Origin of the sequence: Aminobacter sp. MSH1 (genome assembly GCF_003071665.1) — a bacterium.
GTDB lineage: Bacteria > Pseudomonadota > Alphaproteobacteria > Rhizobiales > Rhizobiaceae > Aminobacter > Aminobacter niigataensis.
This window is the reverse complement of the sequence record NZ_CP026265.1, coordinates 3,819,147-3,833,736: the sequence shown is the minus strand read 5'-3', so window position 1 is coordinate 3,833,736 and position 14,590 is coordinate 3,819,147. Positions and strand designations below refer to the sequence as shown.

11 protein-coding genes and 2 tRNA genes are annotated in these 14,590 nt (G+C 63.5%); 6 read left to right on the top strand and 7 right to left on the bottom strand.

The window, feature by feature from the left end; translation table 11 throughout:
* Nucleotides 1-26: 26 nt before the first annotated feature.
* A complete protein-coding gene (locus tag CO731_RS18935) occupies nt 27-1,430 on the bottom strand; it encodes a M48 family metalloprotease (protein WP_108609926.1) in 1,404 nt (467 codons plus the stop codon).
* Between the two features lie 136 nt (nt 1,431-1,566).
* Between CO731_RS18935 and CO731_RS18930 the strand changes: the two genes are divergently transcribed.
* Nucleotides 1,567-2,715, top strand: a complete 1,149-nt coding sequence (locus tag CO731_RS18930) for an aminotransferase class I/II-fold pyridoxal phosphate-dependent enzyme (protein WP_108608335.1) — start codon at nt 1,567-1,569, stop codon at nt 2,713-2,715.
* A 223-nt stretch (nt 2,716-2,938) separates the two neighbouring features.
* On the opposite strand, the gene CO731_RS18925 is transcribed toward CO731_RS18930, so the two are convergent.
* From CO731_RS18925 to CO731_RS18900, 6 genes are all read right to left on the bottom strand, one after another.
* Entirely contained in the window at nt 2,939-4,612 is a 1,674-nt protein-coding gene (locus tag CO731_RS18925) for a S8 family serine peptidase (RefSeq protein ID WP_108608334.1), read from the bottom strand.
* Between the two features lie 13 nt (nt 4,613-4,625).
* On the bottom strand, nt 4,626-5,438 hold the full coding sequence (locus CO731_RS18920) for a phospholipid phosphatase (RefSeq protein ID WP_245439918.1): 813 nt from the start codon (nt 5,436-5,438) through the stop codon (nt 4,626-4,628).
* A gap of 213 nt (nt 5,439-5,651) precedes the next feature.
* Nucleotides 5,652-7,436: an SARP family transcriptional regulator gene (locus CO731_RS18915; protein ID WP_199914491.1), complete on the bottom strand. Its 1,785-nt coding sequence runs from the start codon at nt 7,434-7,436 to the stop codon at nt 5,652-5,654.
* 539 nt (nt 7,437-7,975) lie between these two features.
* Nucleotides 7,976-8,164, bottom strand: a complete 189-nt coding sequence (locus CO731_RS18910; RefSeq protein ID WP_108608332.1) for a hypothetical protein — start codon at nt 8,162-8,164, stop codon at nt 7,976-7,978.
* 230 nt (nt 8,165-8,394) lie between these two features.
* Nucleotides 8,395-9,999 carry an amidohydrolase gene (locus CO731_RS18905; protein ID WP_245439407.1) on the bottom strand — a complete coding sequence of 535 codons (1,605 nt, stop codon included), beginning with the start codon at nt 9,997-9,999 and terminating at the stop codon, nt 8,395-8,397.
* Between the two features lie 461 nt (nt 10,000-10,460).
* Nucleotides 10,461-10,535: transfer RNA gene (locus CO731_RS18900), tRNA-Asn, on the bottom strand.
* Nucleotides 10,536-10,733: 198 nt separating this feature from the next.
* Between CO731_RS18900 and CO731_RS18895 the strand changes: the two genes are divergently transcribed.
* From CO731_RS18895 to CO731_RS18875, 5 genes are all read left to right on the top strand, one after another.
* Nucleotides 10,734-11,000 carry a hypothetical protein gene (locus CO731_RS18895; RefSeq protein ID WP_108608331.1) on the top strand — a complete coding sequence of 89 codons (267 nt, stop codon included), beginning with the start codon at nt 10,734-10,736 and terminating at the stop codon, nt 10,998-11,000.
* 147 nt (nt 11,001-11,147) lie between these two features.
* A tRNA-Cys gene (locus CO731_RS18890) sits at nt 11,148-11,221 on the top strand.
* A gap of 84 nt (nt 11,222-11,305) precedes the next feature.
* Nucleotides 11,306-11,980: a protein-L-isoaspartate O-methyltransferase gene (locus CO731_RS18885; RefSeq protein WP_108608330.1), complete on the top strand. Its 675-nt coding sequence runs from the start codon at nt 11,306-11,308 to the stop codon at nt 11,978-11,980.
* A gap of 167 nt (nt 11,981-12,147) precedes the next feature.
* The gene (locus tag CO731_RS18880; RefSeq protein WP_108608329.1) at nt 12,148-13,530 is read left to right on the top strand and encodes a TolC family outer membrane protein; all 1,383 of its coding nucleotides are present in this window, start codon (nt 12,148-12,150) and stop codon (nt 13,528-13,530) included.
* A 226-nt stretch (nt 13,531-13,756) separates the two neighbouring features.
* A complete protein-coding gene (locus CO731_RS18875) occupies nt 13,757-14,512 on the top strand; it encodes a DUF2497 domain-containing protein (protein WP_108608328.1) in 756 nt (251 codons plus the stop codon).
* Nucleotides 14,513-14,590 lie beyond the last annotated feature (78 nt).

Here is a 14,590-nt window from a genome sequence, read left to right as displayed (position 1 = left end):
TATGTCGCTACCCGCCGAAAGAAGGTTCACTTCTTTTTCTTGCTCGGCCCCTTGTAATTGATGATGTCCTGGGCGCGCACCCAGCCCGGCGAGCCGCGCGGCATCTTCATCTGCGCGCGCATCGCAAAGATCTTGGCGTCCTGGTAGGCACCGCTGTAGTAGTGTCCGTCGGCGGTGGCAAGGTCGGCGTCGGCGACGTCGCCGAGCATGCCGTAGGCCTGGGCAAGGTAGCGGTAGCCAGCGGCGTTCTCGCGATCGCGATCGAGGCCCTTGCGCACCTCGATGACGGCTTTCTTCAATGCGTCCGGGGTGCCGACGGCGAGATAGGCCTGGCCAAGCTGGATCGGCAGGATGCCCGACTTGGCCGGGTCGAGCCGGACAGCGGTGGCGTAGGATTCGGCTGCAGCCGCTGCCTTGTTCGACTTCATCAGGACATCGCCGCGCAGCTCGTGGAAATAGGCGTTCTTGGGCTGCGATTTGATCAGCGCGTCGGTCTTGCTGAGTGCAGAGCGCAGATCGCCGAACAGGTAGGTCGCCTGGGCGTCGCCATAGCGGGCGGCAAGGCCACTGGCATTGTTGCGAAGCAGCCGCGAGGCGGCGGCCTGGCCCTGCGTGTAGACGGCGATCTTCACCCGCATCATGTCATGACGCAGCTGGAGCGCTTCAGAATCGGCCTTGCCGAAATTGGGGCTCTGATGCGCCAGCGTTTCGAGATTGGCGATGCGTTCGCGCGGCATCGGATGGCTGACCTGATAAGGGTCGACCCGGGCGCCTGACAGCGACAACGCACTCTGGAAGCGCTGGAAGGTCTTCAGCATTCCCTGTGCCGACTGGCCCGTGGCATTGAGATAGGTGATCGCTGAACGGTCGGCGGTGGCCTCTTCCGAGCGCTGGTAGCCGAGCAGGCTGCGCCGCGCCATTTCCGAGCCGCCGGTCATGATGCCGGCGCCCGCGGCGCCGAGGCCGTTGGTGTCGGATGCTGCCCCTGCCACCATCGCGCCTGCGCCGAGCAGTGCGGCCACGATCGCCATGGTCTGGGCGCGTGCCAGCTGGTCGCGCAAGCGTTCCTGGTGGCCGCCGGCGATATGGCCGGCCTCATGCGCCAGCACGCCGATGACCTCGTTCGGCGTCTCCGACGTCATCAGCGTGCCGGTGTTGATGAAAATGCGCCGGCCGGCAACGAAGGCATTGAAAGCCGGATCGTTGACGAGCACGATATTGATGTTCGAATTGGCCAAGCCCGCAGCCTTGAGGATCGGCCGGGCGTAGTCGCGGACCAGCGCCTCGATCTCTGCGTCGCGTACTATGGGCACCCGCTGCGCATGCGCTGCACCCGTCGAACCCAGCGCAACGCCGGCCGACAATGCAAACGCGGCAAAGGCGCGCGTTGATCTTGCGAGGAAACGCGAAAGACTATTGTTGCTCTGCATGGCGGGAAACACTCGTAAACGAGCCGTTGGGCTGTGAAAAGGCTGGTCCAAGAAACTCATCAACTTGTGATCCCCATATCAATCAGGCATTTGTGCGGCGCATTGCCCGACGGACGGCAAGGGAAAGTGGACGAACATGGCGGTAGCGATTTCACGGCGCGGCGAGGTTGAGCCCTTCCACGCGATGGACATCCTGGCCGAAGCCAACAGGCTCAAGGCCTTGGGAACGCCCGTCATTTCGATGGCGGTGGGCCAGCCCTCCGATCCTGCACCGCAACGGGTGCGCGACGCGGCGGCCGCAGCCTTGAAGATTGGGCGCATCGGCTATACCGACGCGCTCGGCCTCGCCGAACTGCGCAAGGCGATTTCGGCCCACTACGCCGAACATTACCGCATTGAGGTGCCGGTTTCGCGAATCGCCGTCACCACCGGGTCGTCGGCGGCCTTCAATCTCGCCTTCCTTGCCATGTTCGATCCGGGCGACCGGGTGGCGATCGCCGCACCCGGCTATCCCGCCTATCGCAACATCATGGGCGCGCTCGGGCTCGACGTGGTCGAGATCGAGCTTGATGGCGCTGCTTATCTCCACGCCGAGCATCTGCGCGAGGCGCATCGCCAGAAGCCGCTGAAGGGCGTGCTGTTTGCGAGCCCCGCCAATCCGACCGGCGCGGTCGTGCCGCCGGGCGACTTCAAGGCGCTGGTCGACACGGCACGCGAACTCGGCATCGCCGTCATCTCAGACGAGATCTACCACCGGCTTGCCTATGGCGCGCCCGACGTGACCGCGCTCGCCTATGACGACGACGTCACCGTCATCAACTCGTTCTCGAAATATTACTGCATGACCGGCTGGCGCATCGGCTGGATGGTATTGCCGGAACGGCTGGTGCGGCCGTTGGAGCGCATCGCGCAATCTCTCTACATCTCGGCGCCCGAGCTGTCGCAGGTCGCTGCCATCGAGGCGTTCAACGTCACCGACGAGCTCGAGGTCATCAAGGCGCGCTATGCCTGGAACCGCGAGCTACTGGCCAAGCGGCTGCCGGAACTGGGGTTCAGCTTCGCAGCGCCCATGGATGGCGCCTTCTACGCCTTTTGCGACGTCTCGCGCCTGACCAACGACAGCATGGAGTTCGCACGTCGCATGCTGGCCGAAGCCCATGTCGCAGCAACGCCCGGCAGGGATTTCGATCCGCTTGCCGGCCATCGCTATATGCGGTTCTCCTATGCCGGCAGCCACGACGAAATGATCGAGGCGATGGACCGCATCGAGCGCTGGTTGCGCTGAGCGCCGGTCTCCTTCAAATCCAACCGCCCCGTCGTCGAGCCGACGGGGCGGGGCAGGGGCAAGGGGAGGATCATCTCGGCCCCTGATTGCCAGGATGCTACAACCCCCGCGGACAGCATCCTGACAAACCATGATTTTCGACAAAGGTTTCCCGCCGGCGGATGGGCTGCGCTCACGCCATCCACCTCAGACCTTCGTTATCGCTGCCTTCTTCCGTGGCCCGTCAGGGGCCAAGCACCGCGGCGACCGCCTTGCCCGCATCGAGCAGTCCGGCGCCAAAGAAATAGCCCTTGCCCTTCGCAGGCTCGTTGTCGGCATTCATCGGATCGGGCGTCAGCGGTGTCGTGCCCGGCTTGACGGTGGCGTTCTGGTCGCAGGCGGCCACCAGGATCGCCTTTGACGACAGGCCATCGAGTTTTGCCGCCGGGCCCTGCTTGGCCTTGTTGGCGCGCGCCAGCAGGGATGCCACGCCCGCGACAAGGGCTGCGGCACCCGAGGTTCCGCCGAACGTCGTGTAGTAGCCGCCGCCTATGCCGGGATTGTCGTGCGGCGGCAGGATCGACGAATAGGGATCCGAGCCGCCGGCATAGCCGAACGTGCCGGGCAGGTCGGTCGTCAGCAGCGAAAAATGGCTGTGCGGAATGACCTTGCCGGTGCCGGGATGGTAGAAATGCTGCTCGACCATCGGGTCGGTACGGTCCACGCGCAACTGGTGCCGCGTGTAGATCTCGAAATCGTCGGACGGTGCGACCAGCGTCAGCTTCGTTCCGTAGTTGCTGTAGCCGGAGCGATAGCCGTTGGGCGTCACCGCGCCCACGGCCACTATGCCATTGTTGGCCGCGGCGAGGTTGGCCGGGTAGATGAGCTGGCTTTCACCGTCGTTTCCTGCCGCGCACACGACCGGCACCTTGCGGCTGATCGCGACGATCAGCTTGGCGAGGATGTTCCAGGCCAACTCGCGATTTGCCGTCTTGCCGACCGCATTGGGGCGGATTTCGCTGGCTGGCGGCGTCGCCTCCTCGAGCCGGGCAAACAGATCGGCCCGCTCCCAGTTCTGGCGCTCGTCGAGGTCCTGCGACAGCTCGGGCTTCGGATTCAGGGCGCCGCGGTTCGGATCGGGGAGCCCGCGGGGCAGCAGGATCACGTCGGCACCGCTGGCGAAGGCATAGAGGAAAGCCGTGATGAACTGGTCGGGCTGCTGTTCGAAGCCGGTGCGAATCGAGATCAGCCGCGAGAAGGGATCGACGCCGAAATAGGGCAGCGTGTTGCGGTTCGGGTTGGGGACGACGCTGCCGTCGTCGCCGTTCAGCACATCTGGAAGCACGATGGCGGGATCGGGGGCAACGGTGGCGGCCGGTTCGCCAACTGCCAGGCCGGCGACGGCGGTGCCGTGGCTGCCGAAGGTCTCGTCCCCCTCGATCAGCGTATGGACGACGCCCTCGGAGGCCACGAGCTCGGCAATCAGGCTATTGAAATAGCCCGTTTCAGGTCCGGTCAGGTTCAGCGCGCCCAGGCCGGCGGTGGAAAGACCGGCAAAAAACGCGGCTTTGACCTCCGGGTCGTAGGGGCTGGCTGCAGGCGCGGCCACATATTTCGCGCCATGGGGATGGCTGACGAGATCGATCGACTTGACGGTGTCGAGCCGGCTCTTGAGGTTTGGGTGGCTGCGGCTGACGCCGACGTCGATGAGGGCGATCGTCGCCGGCGTGTTGGCCGCCGGAAAGGCCTGGGTGATCGTATCCCAGACCGTGCCTTCTATGTCCGGCGATGAGTAGTCGATCTCGCCGCCCGGGCTGAGCGGCCCGAAAGTCGCATCGATCACGCCGAGCGCGGCGAGGTGCCAGAGATAATAATAGGACTGCGGTGCCTGGAAGGAGAATTGGTTGCCGTTTGCCATCTTCGTCTCTCCCTCAAAGCCATTCGCGCTGGGCGGCGAGATAGTTCGCCATGAAGGCATCCCTGAGATAGGGCTGGAAACGCTGTGCCAGGGCGCGTCCGCCATTGGTGTCGCTGGGATAGTGGAGGCCCGCCCATTCGCGGTTCTCGGCGACCTTGCGGGCGATGCGTGACAGCTCCTCCGTCGCCGGGTGCTCGGGCAGGATCGAGTTGAAGGCGAAAGCGATCGTATGGCACTGGAACGAGTGGTTGCTGGGATAGGCCTGGTGCGCCGGGTTGGGCAGCATCAGCCGCAGCCTTGGCTCGATCTGGTTCGGCCGCGTGCGGTTGAACTTGGCCTTGTAGATCAGCCCGACATATTCGCAGGCCGTGAGAATCGCCTGGAACAGGCCCTCGGTCTGATCGAAGCCGCTGATGCCGTCGATGCCCAGTGGCTTGGTGAAATCCGAGACGTCGAGGCTGGCTTCGCGCTCGATGTCTTCCTTGCGCCGTGTCCGTTCGCGGTCGCGCGCTTGGAGCGACAGCATGACCGCGGTTTCCAGCCGCGTGACGTCGGGCCCTGGGGGCAGCGGGATGTCGAGCTGCTCCCAGGTGAATTTGCGCGCCGCGGTGAATGCATGCGGCGAGGGCGAGGTGTGAAGGCGCCGAAGCTCGAAGGCGGGGATGAGGTTGCTCTGTGAACCGCCTCCGGACCCGGATTGCAGAGCGCTGCCCTTGTTCTTGTTCTTATTTTTGTTTTTGTTCTTATTCTTGTTCTTGTTGAGCGAAGCCTTGTTCTGCACACCAGCACTCATCACCGCGCCGGCCACCCTTGCGGCCATCACCATCTGCGGGCCGGCTGCGAGCGATTTCGTCTCCAGCGCAACCTGCGGCCGGTCGGAAGCCGCACAAGGCAGCACGTCGTCACCGGCGATCTTGAAGCGGTACTGATCCAGGAAGTGCGATAAGCCGCCTTCATGCGGCGCAAAACTGTCGTTGCCAGCCACTTTATACCCCATTGATTTGATCGAATGTTGCGGCGCTTAGTGCGCCGGTCAGGCTTATTTCTTGACGCCGGCCTTGATGAGGCCCGAAATCAGATTGGCGCCGCCTTCGGTTCGCATGATCGGGTAGCGCGCATCGATCAACGAACTGATCGAGAAATTGGGTTCCACCGTATTGAGGCGGTCGAGAAGCGAGCGCGCGGCGCGGATGTCGCCCAGCTGTGCATGGCTCGCCACGAGATAGCGGAGCAGCGAATTGAAATCCGGCCGTTCGCGCAGCGCCTGTTCGCCGGCCTCGATGGCGACGCGGTGATTGCCGGCGAGTGTGGCGTTGATCAGCCGCGAGGTGTCGAAATAGTAGCGATAGGGGCTGTGGGCGCCGAGGTGGCGCGCCCAGTTGGCGAGGCCCAAGCCCTTTTCCGGCTGTCCGGCATAGGCATGCAGCATCGAGTAGAGGTCCCAGCCCAAGACCTGGGTCGGGTTGGCCCGGATTGCGCGCTCGAACAGGCCCGATGCGTAGTCGTATTCGCCGAACAGGAACGAATGGACGTGGCCGACGAGAGCCAGGGTGACCGAGTTTCCGGGGTCGAGTTCCAGCGCCTTGCGTGCGTATTGCTGCGCCTGCTCGGTCACATTGGCCGAATCGGAAAAGCGCTGGCCGACCTGGAAGGTCATCAGGAAGGCGAGCCAGGCATAGGCCTGCGAGGATGGCCGCTGGGCGATGATACGCCGAAGCGAGGCCTCCGACATCACAAGGTCGTTGCGCGACAGGCGGAACATGGCGTTGACGGCAGCAAAGAGGCTCTCGCCTTCCGCCGCGTCGTCGGATTGTTCGGAGCGCGCGATGAAGTACCGGCGCAACTCGTCCATCGCCTCGTTGATGAGCTGGTGCGAGGCCGAGGTGTCGCCGGTCTCGATGGCGCGGCGTTCCAGCGTGGCGCCGCCCATCCACAGCAGGCTGCGGTCCGCCGTGCGATGGACGCTGACGCTGATATGGGCCTGGTGGGCCGAAAACCGGTAGCCGACCTGGATGGCCAGGGCCACGGCGTCGAATTCGGCCGCGGCTTGCGTGGCCGCTGAAAGGTCTGGCCTCGAAAGGTCGCAGACGGCCAATTCGCCATCTTCCAGCAACGAACGGACCAGTGACTCCGTGAACATGTCCGGCAGCGATGCCGCATTGAATGCGTCGCCTGATATCGAGGGCGGCAGCAGGGCGACAGACCAGCCGGTGAGGCTGCCGCGTTGCGGCGTCGTTCTGCGCTCCCCGCCATCGGGCGAATCCGGGCCGGACCGCTTGTTCTCTGCCGGGATGAAGCCGTTGGCTCGACGGTCTTTCGGGCTGAGGTCGCGCTGGCCGAGCGCGGTTTCGAGCCGGCCATGCCAGACCTGGCGCTCGAGCATCAGCCATTCCTCGAATTCGGGGTCGCCTATGTCGAGCCCTTCGAGCAGTTCCGGCCAGGATTCGAGTTGCACGTCGTCTGGCGAGGACTGGCGAGCCGGGTCGAGAAGCTGCAGCGCATCGACCGAAACACGGTTGAGGTCGAGCGAAATCGTATGGTTGTCGGAAATGATGATGCGTTCGGCCATCGGGCCGAGCGACTTGCGCACGTCGACAAGCGCCTGCCTCAGGCTTGCCGCCGCCTGTTCTTCGCCACGGTCGCTCCATAGCTTGTCGCGAAGCCAGATGCGTGACCGGGCGCCGCGCGGGGCCAGCGCCAGCATGGCGACCAAGGCGCGGGATTTCTGGGCTTTCGGCGTGCACGACGCCCCATCTGCGTCGGTGACGGCCAGCGTCCCGAACAGATAGATATGACCCAGGGTACTGGCGTCTTCACCAGTCATCGCGCGGACCTTTGCAGCAGGTCGTTCCTGCCCGCGACGAGGGTAGCACAACTCGACTCGCCTTGGGCGTGGATACCTTAGGTTGGAATCATACAACGACAACCCAGCCAGCGCGCCTATTTGTGTGCCTTCGCAACCGGACAAAACCTGCAGCATTCCAGCGTCCCTCACCAATGTTTGCCGGAGGCGATTCCAGCCTGTTTTGGAAGACGATAGTGGGGTGGGGTGATTGCTGCGTGAGCGAAACGTCAAAGCAGCCGAAAATCTCAGGTCGTCCTGGCAGAATCGTCATGTGGCGCACGCAGGTGCGGACAAGCCGACCGCTGGGTGCGTGGCGGTTCACAAGTATCGGGAGAGGGGCGGAAAACCGGTGGTCCGACTGGAATGCCGCGCCGTTGGGGAGGGATCTCGGCGCGGGTTCGTCAAAAAGCGGGGCTGCCGACAGGCACGCGCCGATGTGGCCAGGTCCGCAGAGCTGCAACTGGCGGCGACGCGGCGAACGGTCACGACCGGCCGCCGCAGGTGATCAGCTACTTATGTTACCTGCTGGCGCTGGCACGTCGCGGGCCGGCAATCTGCCTGCCCAGCGCCAGCGCGTCCTGGAGGTCGGTGGTGTATTTCGCCGTGTCTTCGAGCCCGCCGAAATGGTTGAGGCGGATGGTCTCGCCTCGCTTGCTCATGACCACTCCGATGGAGCGAAGGGTCTCGCGTACATCCGAAAAACGCATGGTCGCCTCTCCTGGCCGGTGGTTGGTGAATATTAGCGACCGCTTGTAACAGCCCCATGTTGCACGCAACGTGATGGATACGTGAATCGGGTTGTGAAAAGTTTCGCGTCGAGCGCGAATTTTGCGGCGCGGAGCCGGGCAGGTGGCTCCGCAAAAAAGTCCGGCTGCAGCGGGGGCCTCGCCGCTGCAGCCGTTCGCTTGCGCCACCAGGCTGGTGGCGCAGTGCCAGCCTACTTCTTCTCGAGGACCGGGAACTTGATCCCCAGCTGTTCGAGATAGGTCGGGTACTTCGACGGGTCGTAGTAGAATTTCTGCATTTCCGGCCGGAAGGTCGCCATGATCTCCACGTTCTTCTGGATCTGCGGCTTGTCGTCGGCGCTCAGCATCGGGACATATTTCTGACCTTTCTGCTGTTCGTTCTGGAAATAGTCGGTCGCCTTGGCCAACAGTTCCGAATTGGTCAGGAGGTCGATCGACGTCATGGCGACGACTTTCGAGCCGGCGACCACGCCCTTGTGGGCGATCGGCGTCGCCATCGCCATGGCGTTCGACCAATGGTGGCCGGGCAGGCCGGGGATGTTCGACGGGTAGTTCACGGTGATCGTCGGCACCACCCAGGAGATGTCGCCGATGTCGTCCGAACCGCCGCTCTCGGGTTTCTCCAGTGGCGGCTGCAGTTCCTTGAGCTTGACCGCGAGCCCTTCCTCCTTGGCTTTTACCGTCTTCTGCACGGCCTTGGCGAAGGCCTGCTCGTCGTCGTTCCAGCTCGGCAGGCCGACCTGCTGGATGTTGGCGTAGGCGGCCTCGGCCATCGGCTTGTTGAAGTGGCGCGGTGCCGCCGTGCCGACGATCTGCCGCGACACGGTGGTGTTCGACATTTTCGCCGCGGCTTCGGCGATGGTGTTGGCGGTTTCGAAATTCTTGGAAATGTTGTCGAAGTCCTGCTCACGGATGAAGTACCAGACCGTTGCCGCGGAAGGCACGACGTTGGGCTGGTCGCCGCCATCCGGGATGACGTAGTGCGACCGCTGTTCGGGACGCAGGTGCTCGCGCTTCATGTTCCAGGCGATGTTCATCAGTTCGACGCCGTCAAGCGCGCTGCGGCCGCGCCACGGCGCCCCGGCCGAATGGGCCGATTCGCCGCTGAAGGTGTATTCGACCGAAACCATGCCGGTGCCGTTGGGCTGGCCCCATGTGGTCTGCAGATTGTTGCCGACATGGGTGAACAGCACCGCATCGACATCCTTGAAGACGCCGTCGCGCACCATGTAGGCCTTGCCGGCCAGCAACTCCTCGGCAACGCCAGGCCACAGCATGATGGTGCCCGGGATCTTGTCCTTCTCCATGATGTCCTTGAGCGCGAGCGCTGCGACGACATTCACCGCCTGCCCGGAATTATGGCCTTCGCCATGCCCCGGCGCGCCTGCGATCATCGGGTCGTGATAGGCGACGCCCGGCTTCTGCGAGGTCTTGGGCAGGCCGTCGATGTCGCTGCCGAGGGCGATCACCGGTTCGCCCGATCCCCATTTGGCGACCCAGCCGGTGGGCAGGCCGGCGACGCCGCGTTCGACCGTGAAGCCGCCTTCTTCGAGGATGTCGGTGATGTATTTCGAGGTTTCGACTTCCTGGAATGCCAGTTCGCCGAAGCTGAAGATCGAATCCGTCATCTCCTGGGCGAGCTTGGCGCGCGACTCGATGCCCTCGATCGCACGTTTCTTGAGGTCCGCGACCTGCTCGGCGCTCATCGGCTTCTGTTCGTTTGCCAATGCATATGTCGAGGTGGACGCTGCCAGGAAGGCAGCCAGGGCTATTCGTGAAATCCGCATCCGCTTCATGAAAATCTCCCATTGATCGACAACTCGCCGCTGGCCACGAGCTGCAATCTGCAGAGCCTGACGCAACGGCAACCGGAATGATGACGTCGGGTTGGGAGTGACGGCAAGAATATTCTTCCAGTCACTGGAATTTAGGAAAATATGTGCCGTGAATCGCCAGTCTTATGGTCTGTTGTATTTTCGCAGGCTAATATATGTGTCGGAAACAGAATGCCGCGGCGGCGGCTGTTCAACTCAAGGTCAACGATTGGCCCAATCGGCAAATCTTCTGGACTACTGCGGGGCAGGGGTGCTGGAACCGGAAGATCTTCACAAGCGTCGCTGCATTGCATGTGGAGCTTGGCATCCGCGCCTGCGGCGGGCAGCTTGATTGCCGTCTCCGGCCGGCCGAGCCATAAACGTCGTGGCCATGCCAGGCACGTTTGTGCCCTGATGCCAACAATTGCACTTTGCGGAAAAAGTGGCTCCCCGGGCCGGATTCGAACCAGCGACCAACCGGTTAACAGCCGGTTGCTCTACCACTGAGCTACCGGGGAACAGGGCTCATGTGAACGAGGCGGCGTATAGCAAACGGTTTCGCGATTTGCAAAGCGCTAATCGAACTTTTTGCGAGTTTTTCCCAGCAGCCTTTCTGGTAATCGCCGCCGCGCGGCCTCATATGACGGCTTCGCCCGCATTTTTGCCGGCTTGGCGCGGCATTCGGGCGCATACGGATCGCCACAAATGCAGGACTTATGACCAGCTACAAACCTCAGCAGCCGCCCAAACGGAAGATTTCGGTGCTGGGGCGCGAGTTCGCCATGCCGCAATCGCGTGGCGTCCGCATCGGACTCGGCGTGGCGCTTTGCTTCCTCGGGCTGCTTGGGTTCCTGCCGGTGCTCGGCTTCTGGATGATTCCGCTCGGCCTGCTGATTCTTTCGCACGAATTCCACGTCGTGCGGCGGGTGCGCCGTCGACTGATCGTCTGGTGGGAGCGGCGCCGGCGTCCGGCTGATCGATGAGGCAGGCCGAAGCGGGATGCGCGATCGGAGTGGCCAATGGCATTGCTTGAGCGTGTCGTGTCCAAAACCGATGGGGAAAGAAGCTTCCCCGCTTGACGCCGGATTCCTGGCAACCTATTGGAGCCGTGTAGACGCCCGAAGCGGCGAGGCCTCGTGGCGGAGTGGTTACGCAGAGGACTGCAAATCCTTGCATCCCGGTTCGATTCCGGGCGAGGCCTCCAGCTTTCTCGGCAACCGCCGCCGAGGACCGAATTCGGGCACAGTCACATTTGCGCTTCATGCGCCGAAGGCGGGCCTGTTTGAAAATGAACGCTGATTTTTCCGAACGTCGCGTGAAGATGGTGGACGGCCAGGTCCGCACCACCGACGTGACCGACGCTGCCATCCTTTCCGCCATGCTTTCGGTGCCGCGCGAGGCATTCGTCGACAGCGCCCAGCGCGAGCTTGCCTATATCGATGAGGATCTGCGCTACGGTGTGACCGCCGACAGCGACCAGCCGCGCTACCTGATGGAGCCGTCGCCCTTCGCCAAGCTCGCGCAACTGGCCGAGATCGGTCCGCGTGACTTCGTGCTCGATGTCGGCAGCGGCACCGGCTATTCCTCGGCCGTGCTGTCGAAACTCGCCAGCTCGGTGATCGCACTCGAAAGCGATCCGACGCTCGCGGCAACCGCGACCTCGACCCTTTCCTCGCTTGGCTGCGACAACGTGGTTGTGGTCTCCGGGCCGCTTGCCGCAGGTTATGCCTCGCAGGCTCCCTATGACGTTATTTTCGTCGGCGGCAGCGTCGAGCAGGTGCCCGATGCGCTGCTGGCCCAGCTCAAGGAAGGCGGCCGCCTGGTTGCCGTCGAAGGGCGCGGCAACGCCGGCGTGGCCAGCGTTTACCTCAAGGCAGACGGCAATGTGACGGCCCGCAGGGCGTTCAATGCGGCAGTTAAGCCACTACCTGGCTTCAATCGCACACGCGAATTTGAGTTCTGAGCGCCTTTTTCTTGCTGTGCGCAACGCGTCGTGATGTTCTAAGACCGGACGAGGGTGATTTGATTCTGGACTGTTTCAGTCTGGAATCAGCGCATTAGGCCGGTTTCGGCGAGGGGCACTTCAGGCTGCTTTCGGGCAGCTCGCCGCAGAATGAATGAGGGACGCGCGTGTCGTTTTTCCGTAAAAGTGTGTTTGCTGTAGCTCTGGTCTCTGCCACGGCGCTGTCGCCGTTGTCGGCCTCCGCGGAAACGATCCTCGGAGCTTTGGCAAAGGCCTATCAGAACAACTCCCAGCTCAATTCGGCCCGCGCCGGTGTGCGCGTCACCGACGAAAACGTCGCGATCGCCAAGTCAGGCTGGCGTCCGACGATCAATGGCTCCGCCAGCATCGACTATTCGACGACGCGACGGAATTCATCGACGAGCCATCTGACGACCGGTTCGTTCGGCGTCGAGATTCGCCAGTCGCTATTCGACGGCTTCCAGACCAAGAACAATGTCGCTGCCGCCGAGGCCCGTGTTCGCGCCTCCAATGAGAGCCTGCGCAACACCGAGCAGAACATCCTGTTCAACGCGGCAAGCGCCTACATGGATGTGATCCGCGACCGCCAGGTGGCGGCGCTGACCGAGCGCAACCTGCAGTTCCTGGGCGAGCAGGTACGGGCCGCGCGTTCGCGCTTCGACGTGGGCGAGGGCACCCGCACCGACGTCGCCCAGGCTGACGCATCCCGCTCGGCGGCACTCGCCCAGCTCAGCGCTGCCCGGGCCCAGGCGCTGTCGAGCGCAGCCATCTATCGCCAGATCGTCGGCGACGAACCGAAGAACCTGAAGGCGGCATCGCCGCTTGCCAAGCTCCTTCCCAGGAACTTGGAGGGCGCGGCCTCCATCGCAGCCGATCAGCATCCGGCGATCCTTGCCACCGAGCACCTGGTCGACGCGGCCGGCTTCACCGTGAAATCCGCGGAAGGCGCCCTGTTGCCGCAGCTGTCAGCCTCGGCAGGCGTTTCCCAGATCAATCGCAACAATGCACCGGCTAGCACTACGTCTCCTGATGGTTGGTCGACGTCGGCCAATATCGGCGCGACGCTGACCGTGCCGATCTACCAGGGTGGCCGGGCGTCGGCGACCGTGCGCCAGTCCAAGGAATCGCTTGGCCAGGCCCGCATCGAAGTCGATGTCAGCCGTGATCAGGTGCGCGCCGCGGTGACCTCCGCCTGGACGCAGTACACCGCGGCCCGCGAGGCCGTGGCAGCCAATCGCGAAGTGATTTCGGCTGCTCAGCTTGCACTTAGCGGCGTTGTCGAGGAGCGCAATGTCGGCCAGCGCACCACGCTCGACGTGCTGAATGCCCAGCAGGACGTTATCGACGCCCAGATTAACCTGGCGACCGCCGAGCGCGATGTCGTGGTTGCGAGCTATGCCATCCTGTCTGCTGCCGGCAATCTGTCGGTCGAACGGCTTGGGCTGAACGTCACGAAGTACCGGCCGGAAGAACACTTCAATGCCGTCAAGGACAAGTGGATCGGGCTGCGGACGCCGGACGGTCGCTGACCTTCAGCACACCGCGTGCGGGATTTGAGGCGGGCGCCTGCTCTTTTGGAGCGGGCGCCCGTTGTCATTTGCGCCCCCCCCTTTGTGAGGTAATCTGTTGAAATCGCCGGGGCTGTCCGATTGGGGATTCTCGAAGGGGAATCAGTCGGCTACGCTAAAGCACTGATTCGAAGCTCGTTTCGACGGGCGGGTTTTGTAACCTGTCACAAAGGCGGCGGATGTGACGATGGCCCAGGCTAGCAGCGCTCAGCGCGAACCCTCGATGGAAGAGATACTCGCTTCCATTCGCAGGATCATCGAGGACAACGACACCGGACGACGCCCGGCCGTCGACTTCGAGCAGATGCGCCCGGAGCCGGAAGACGATCGCCTCGACCGCAACATCATCGAGGTAGAGGCATTCAGGGCTGAACTCCAGGCTGCCAAGCCGATGCCGGTCGAGGTCAAGCCCGTTGAAGCCGTGCAGGCTCCGACAGCACCCGAAGCTAAGGCAGCCGAGCCCCGCGCCGTGACGTGGCCGACGGCAGATCCGAAGCCGGCTGAAGCAGTCGTGGCAGAGGCCGCTGCATTGCCGCGCACGCCGACTGCGAGCTGGGCGCCAAAGTCCACCCTGGCGGTAGAGCAGATGGAGCGGCTGGCCGGCCCTGCGCGCGAACCCGACGTCGAAGCTCCTGTCTCAGCAGCGAGGGGCGAAGGTGCTGCGTCCCCGATCGAACCGGCAATTTCCTCGGTCGAGCGGGCCACTGCCGATGAGACTTTCGCTGCGAAGCCCGCGATCATTTCCGAGCAGGCTGGCCGCCAGGTTTCGGCCGCCTTCGGCGAGCTCAACGACGCTTATGCGGCGCGCAGCCGCAAGTCGTTCGACGATATTGCTGCCGAAATGATGCGGCCGATGCTGCAGGATTGGCTCGACAACAACTTGCCGACGCTGGTCGAACGGCTGGTACGCGAAGAGATCGAGCGCGTGGCCCGCGGCGTGTAGTGATTTCGGCCTTGCCGACATGAAAGCGCCGCCTTCGGGCGGCGTTTTCGTTTCTGGTTGCGGCAGGCCATGCTGTTG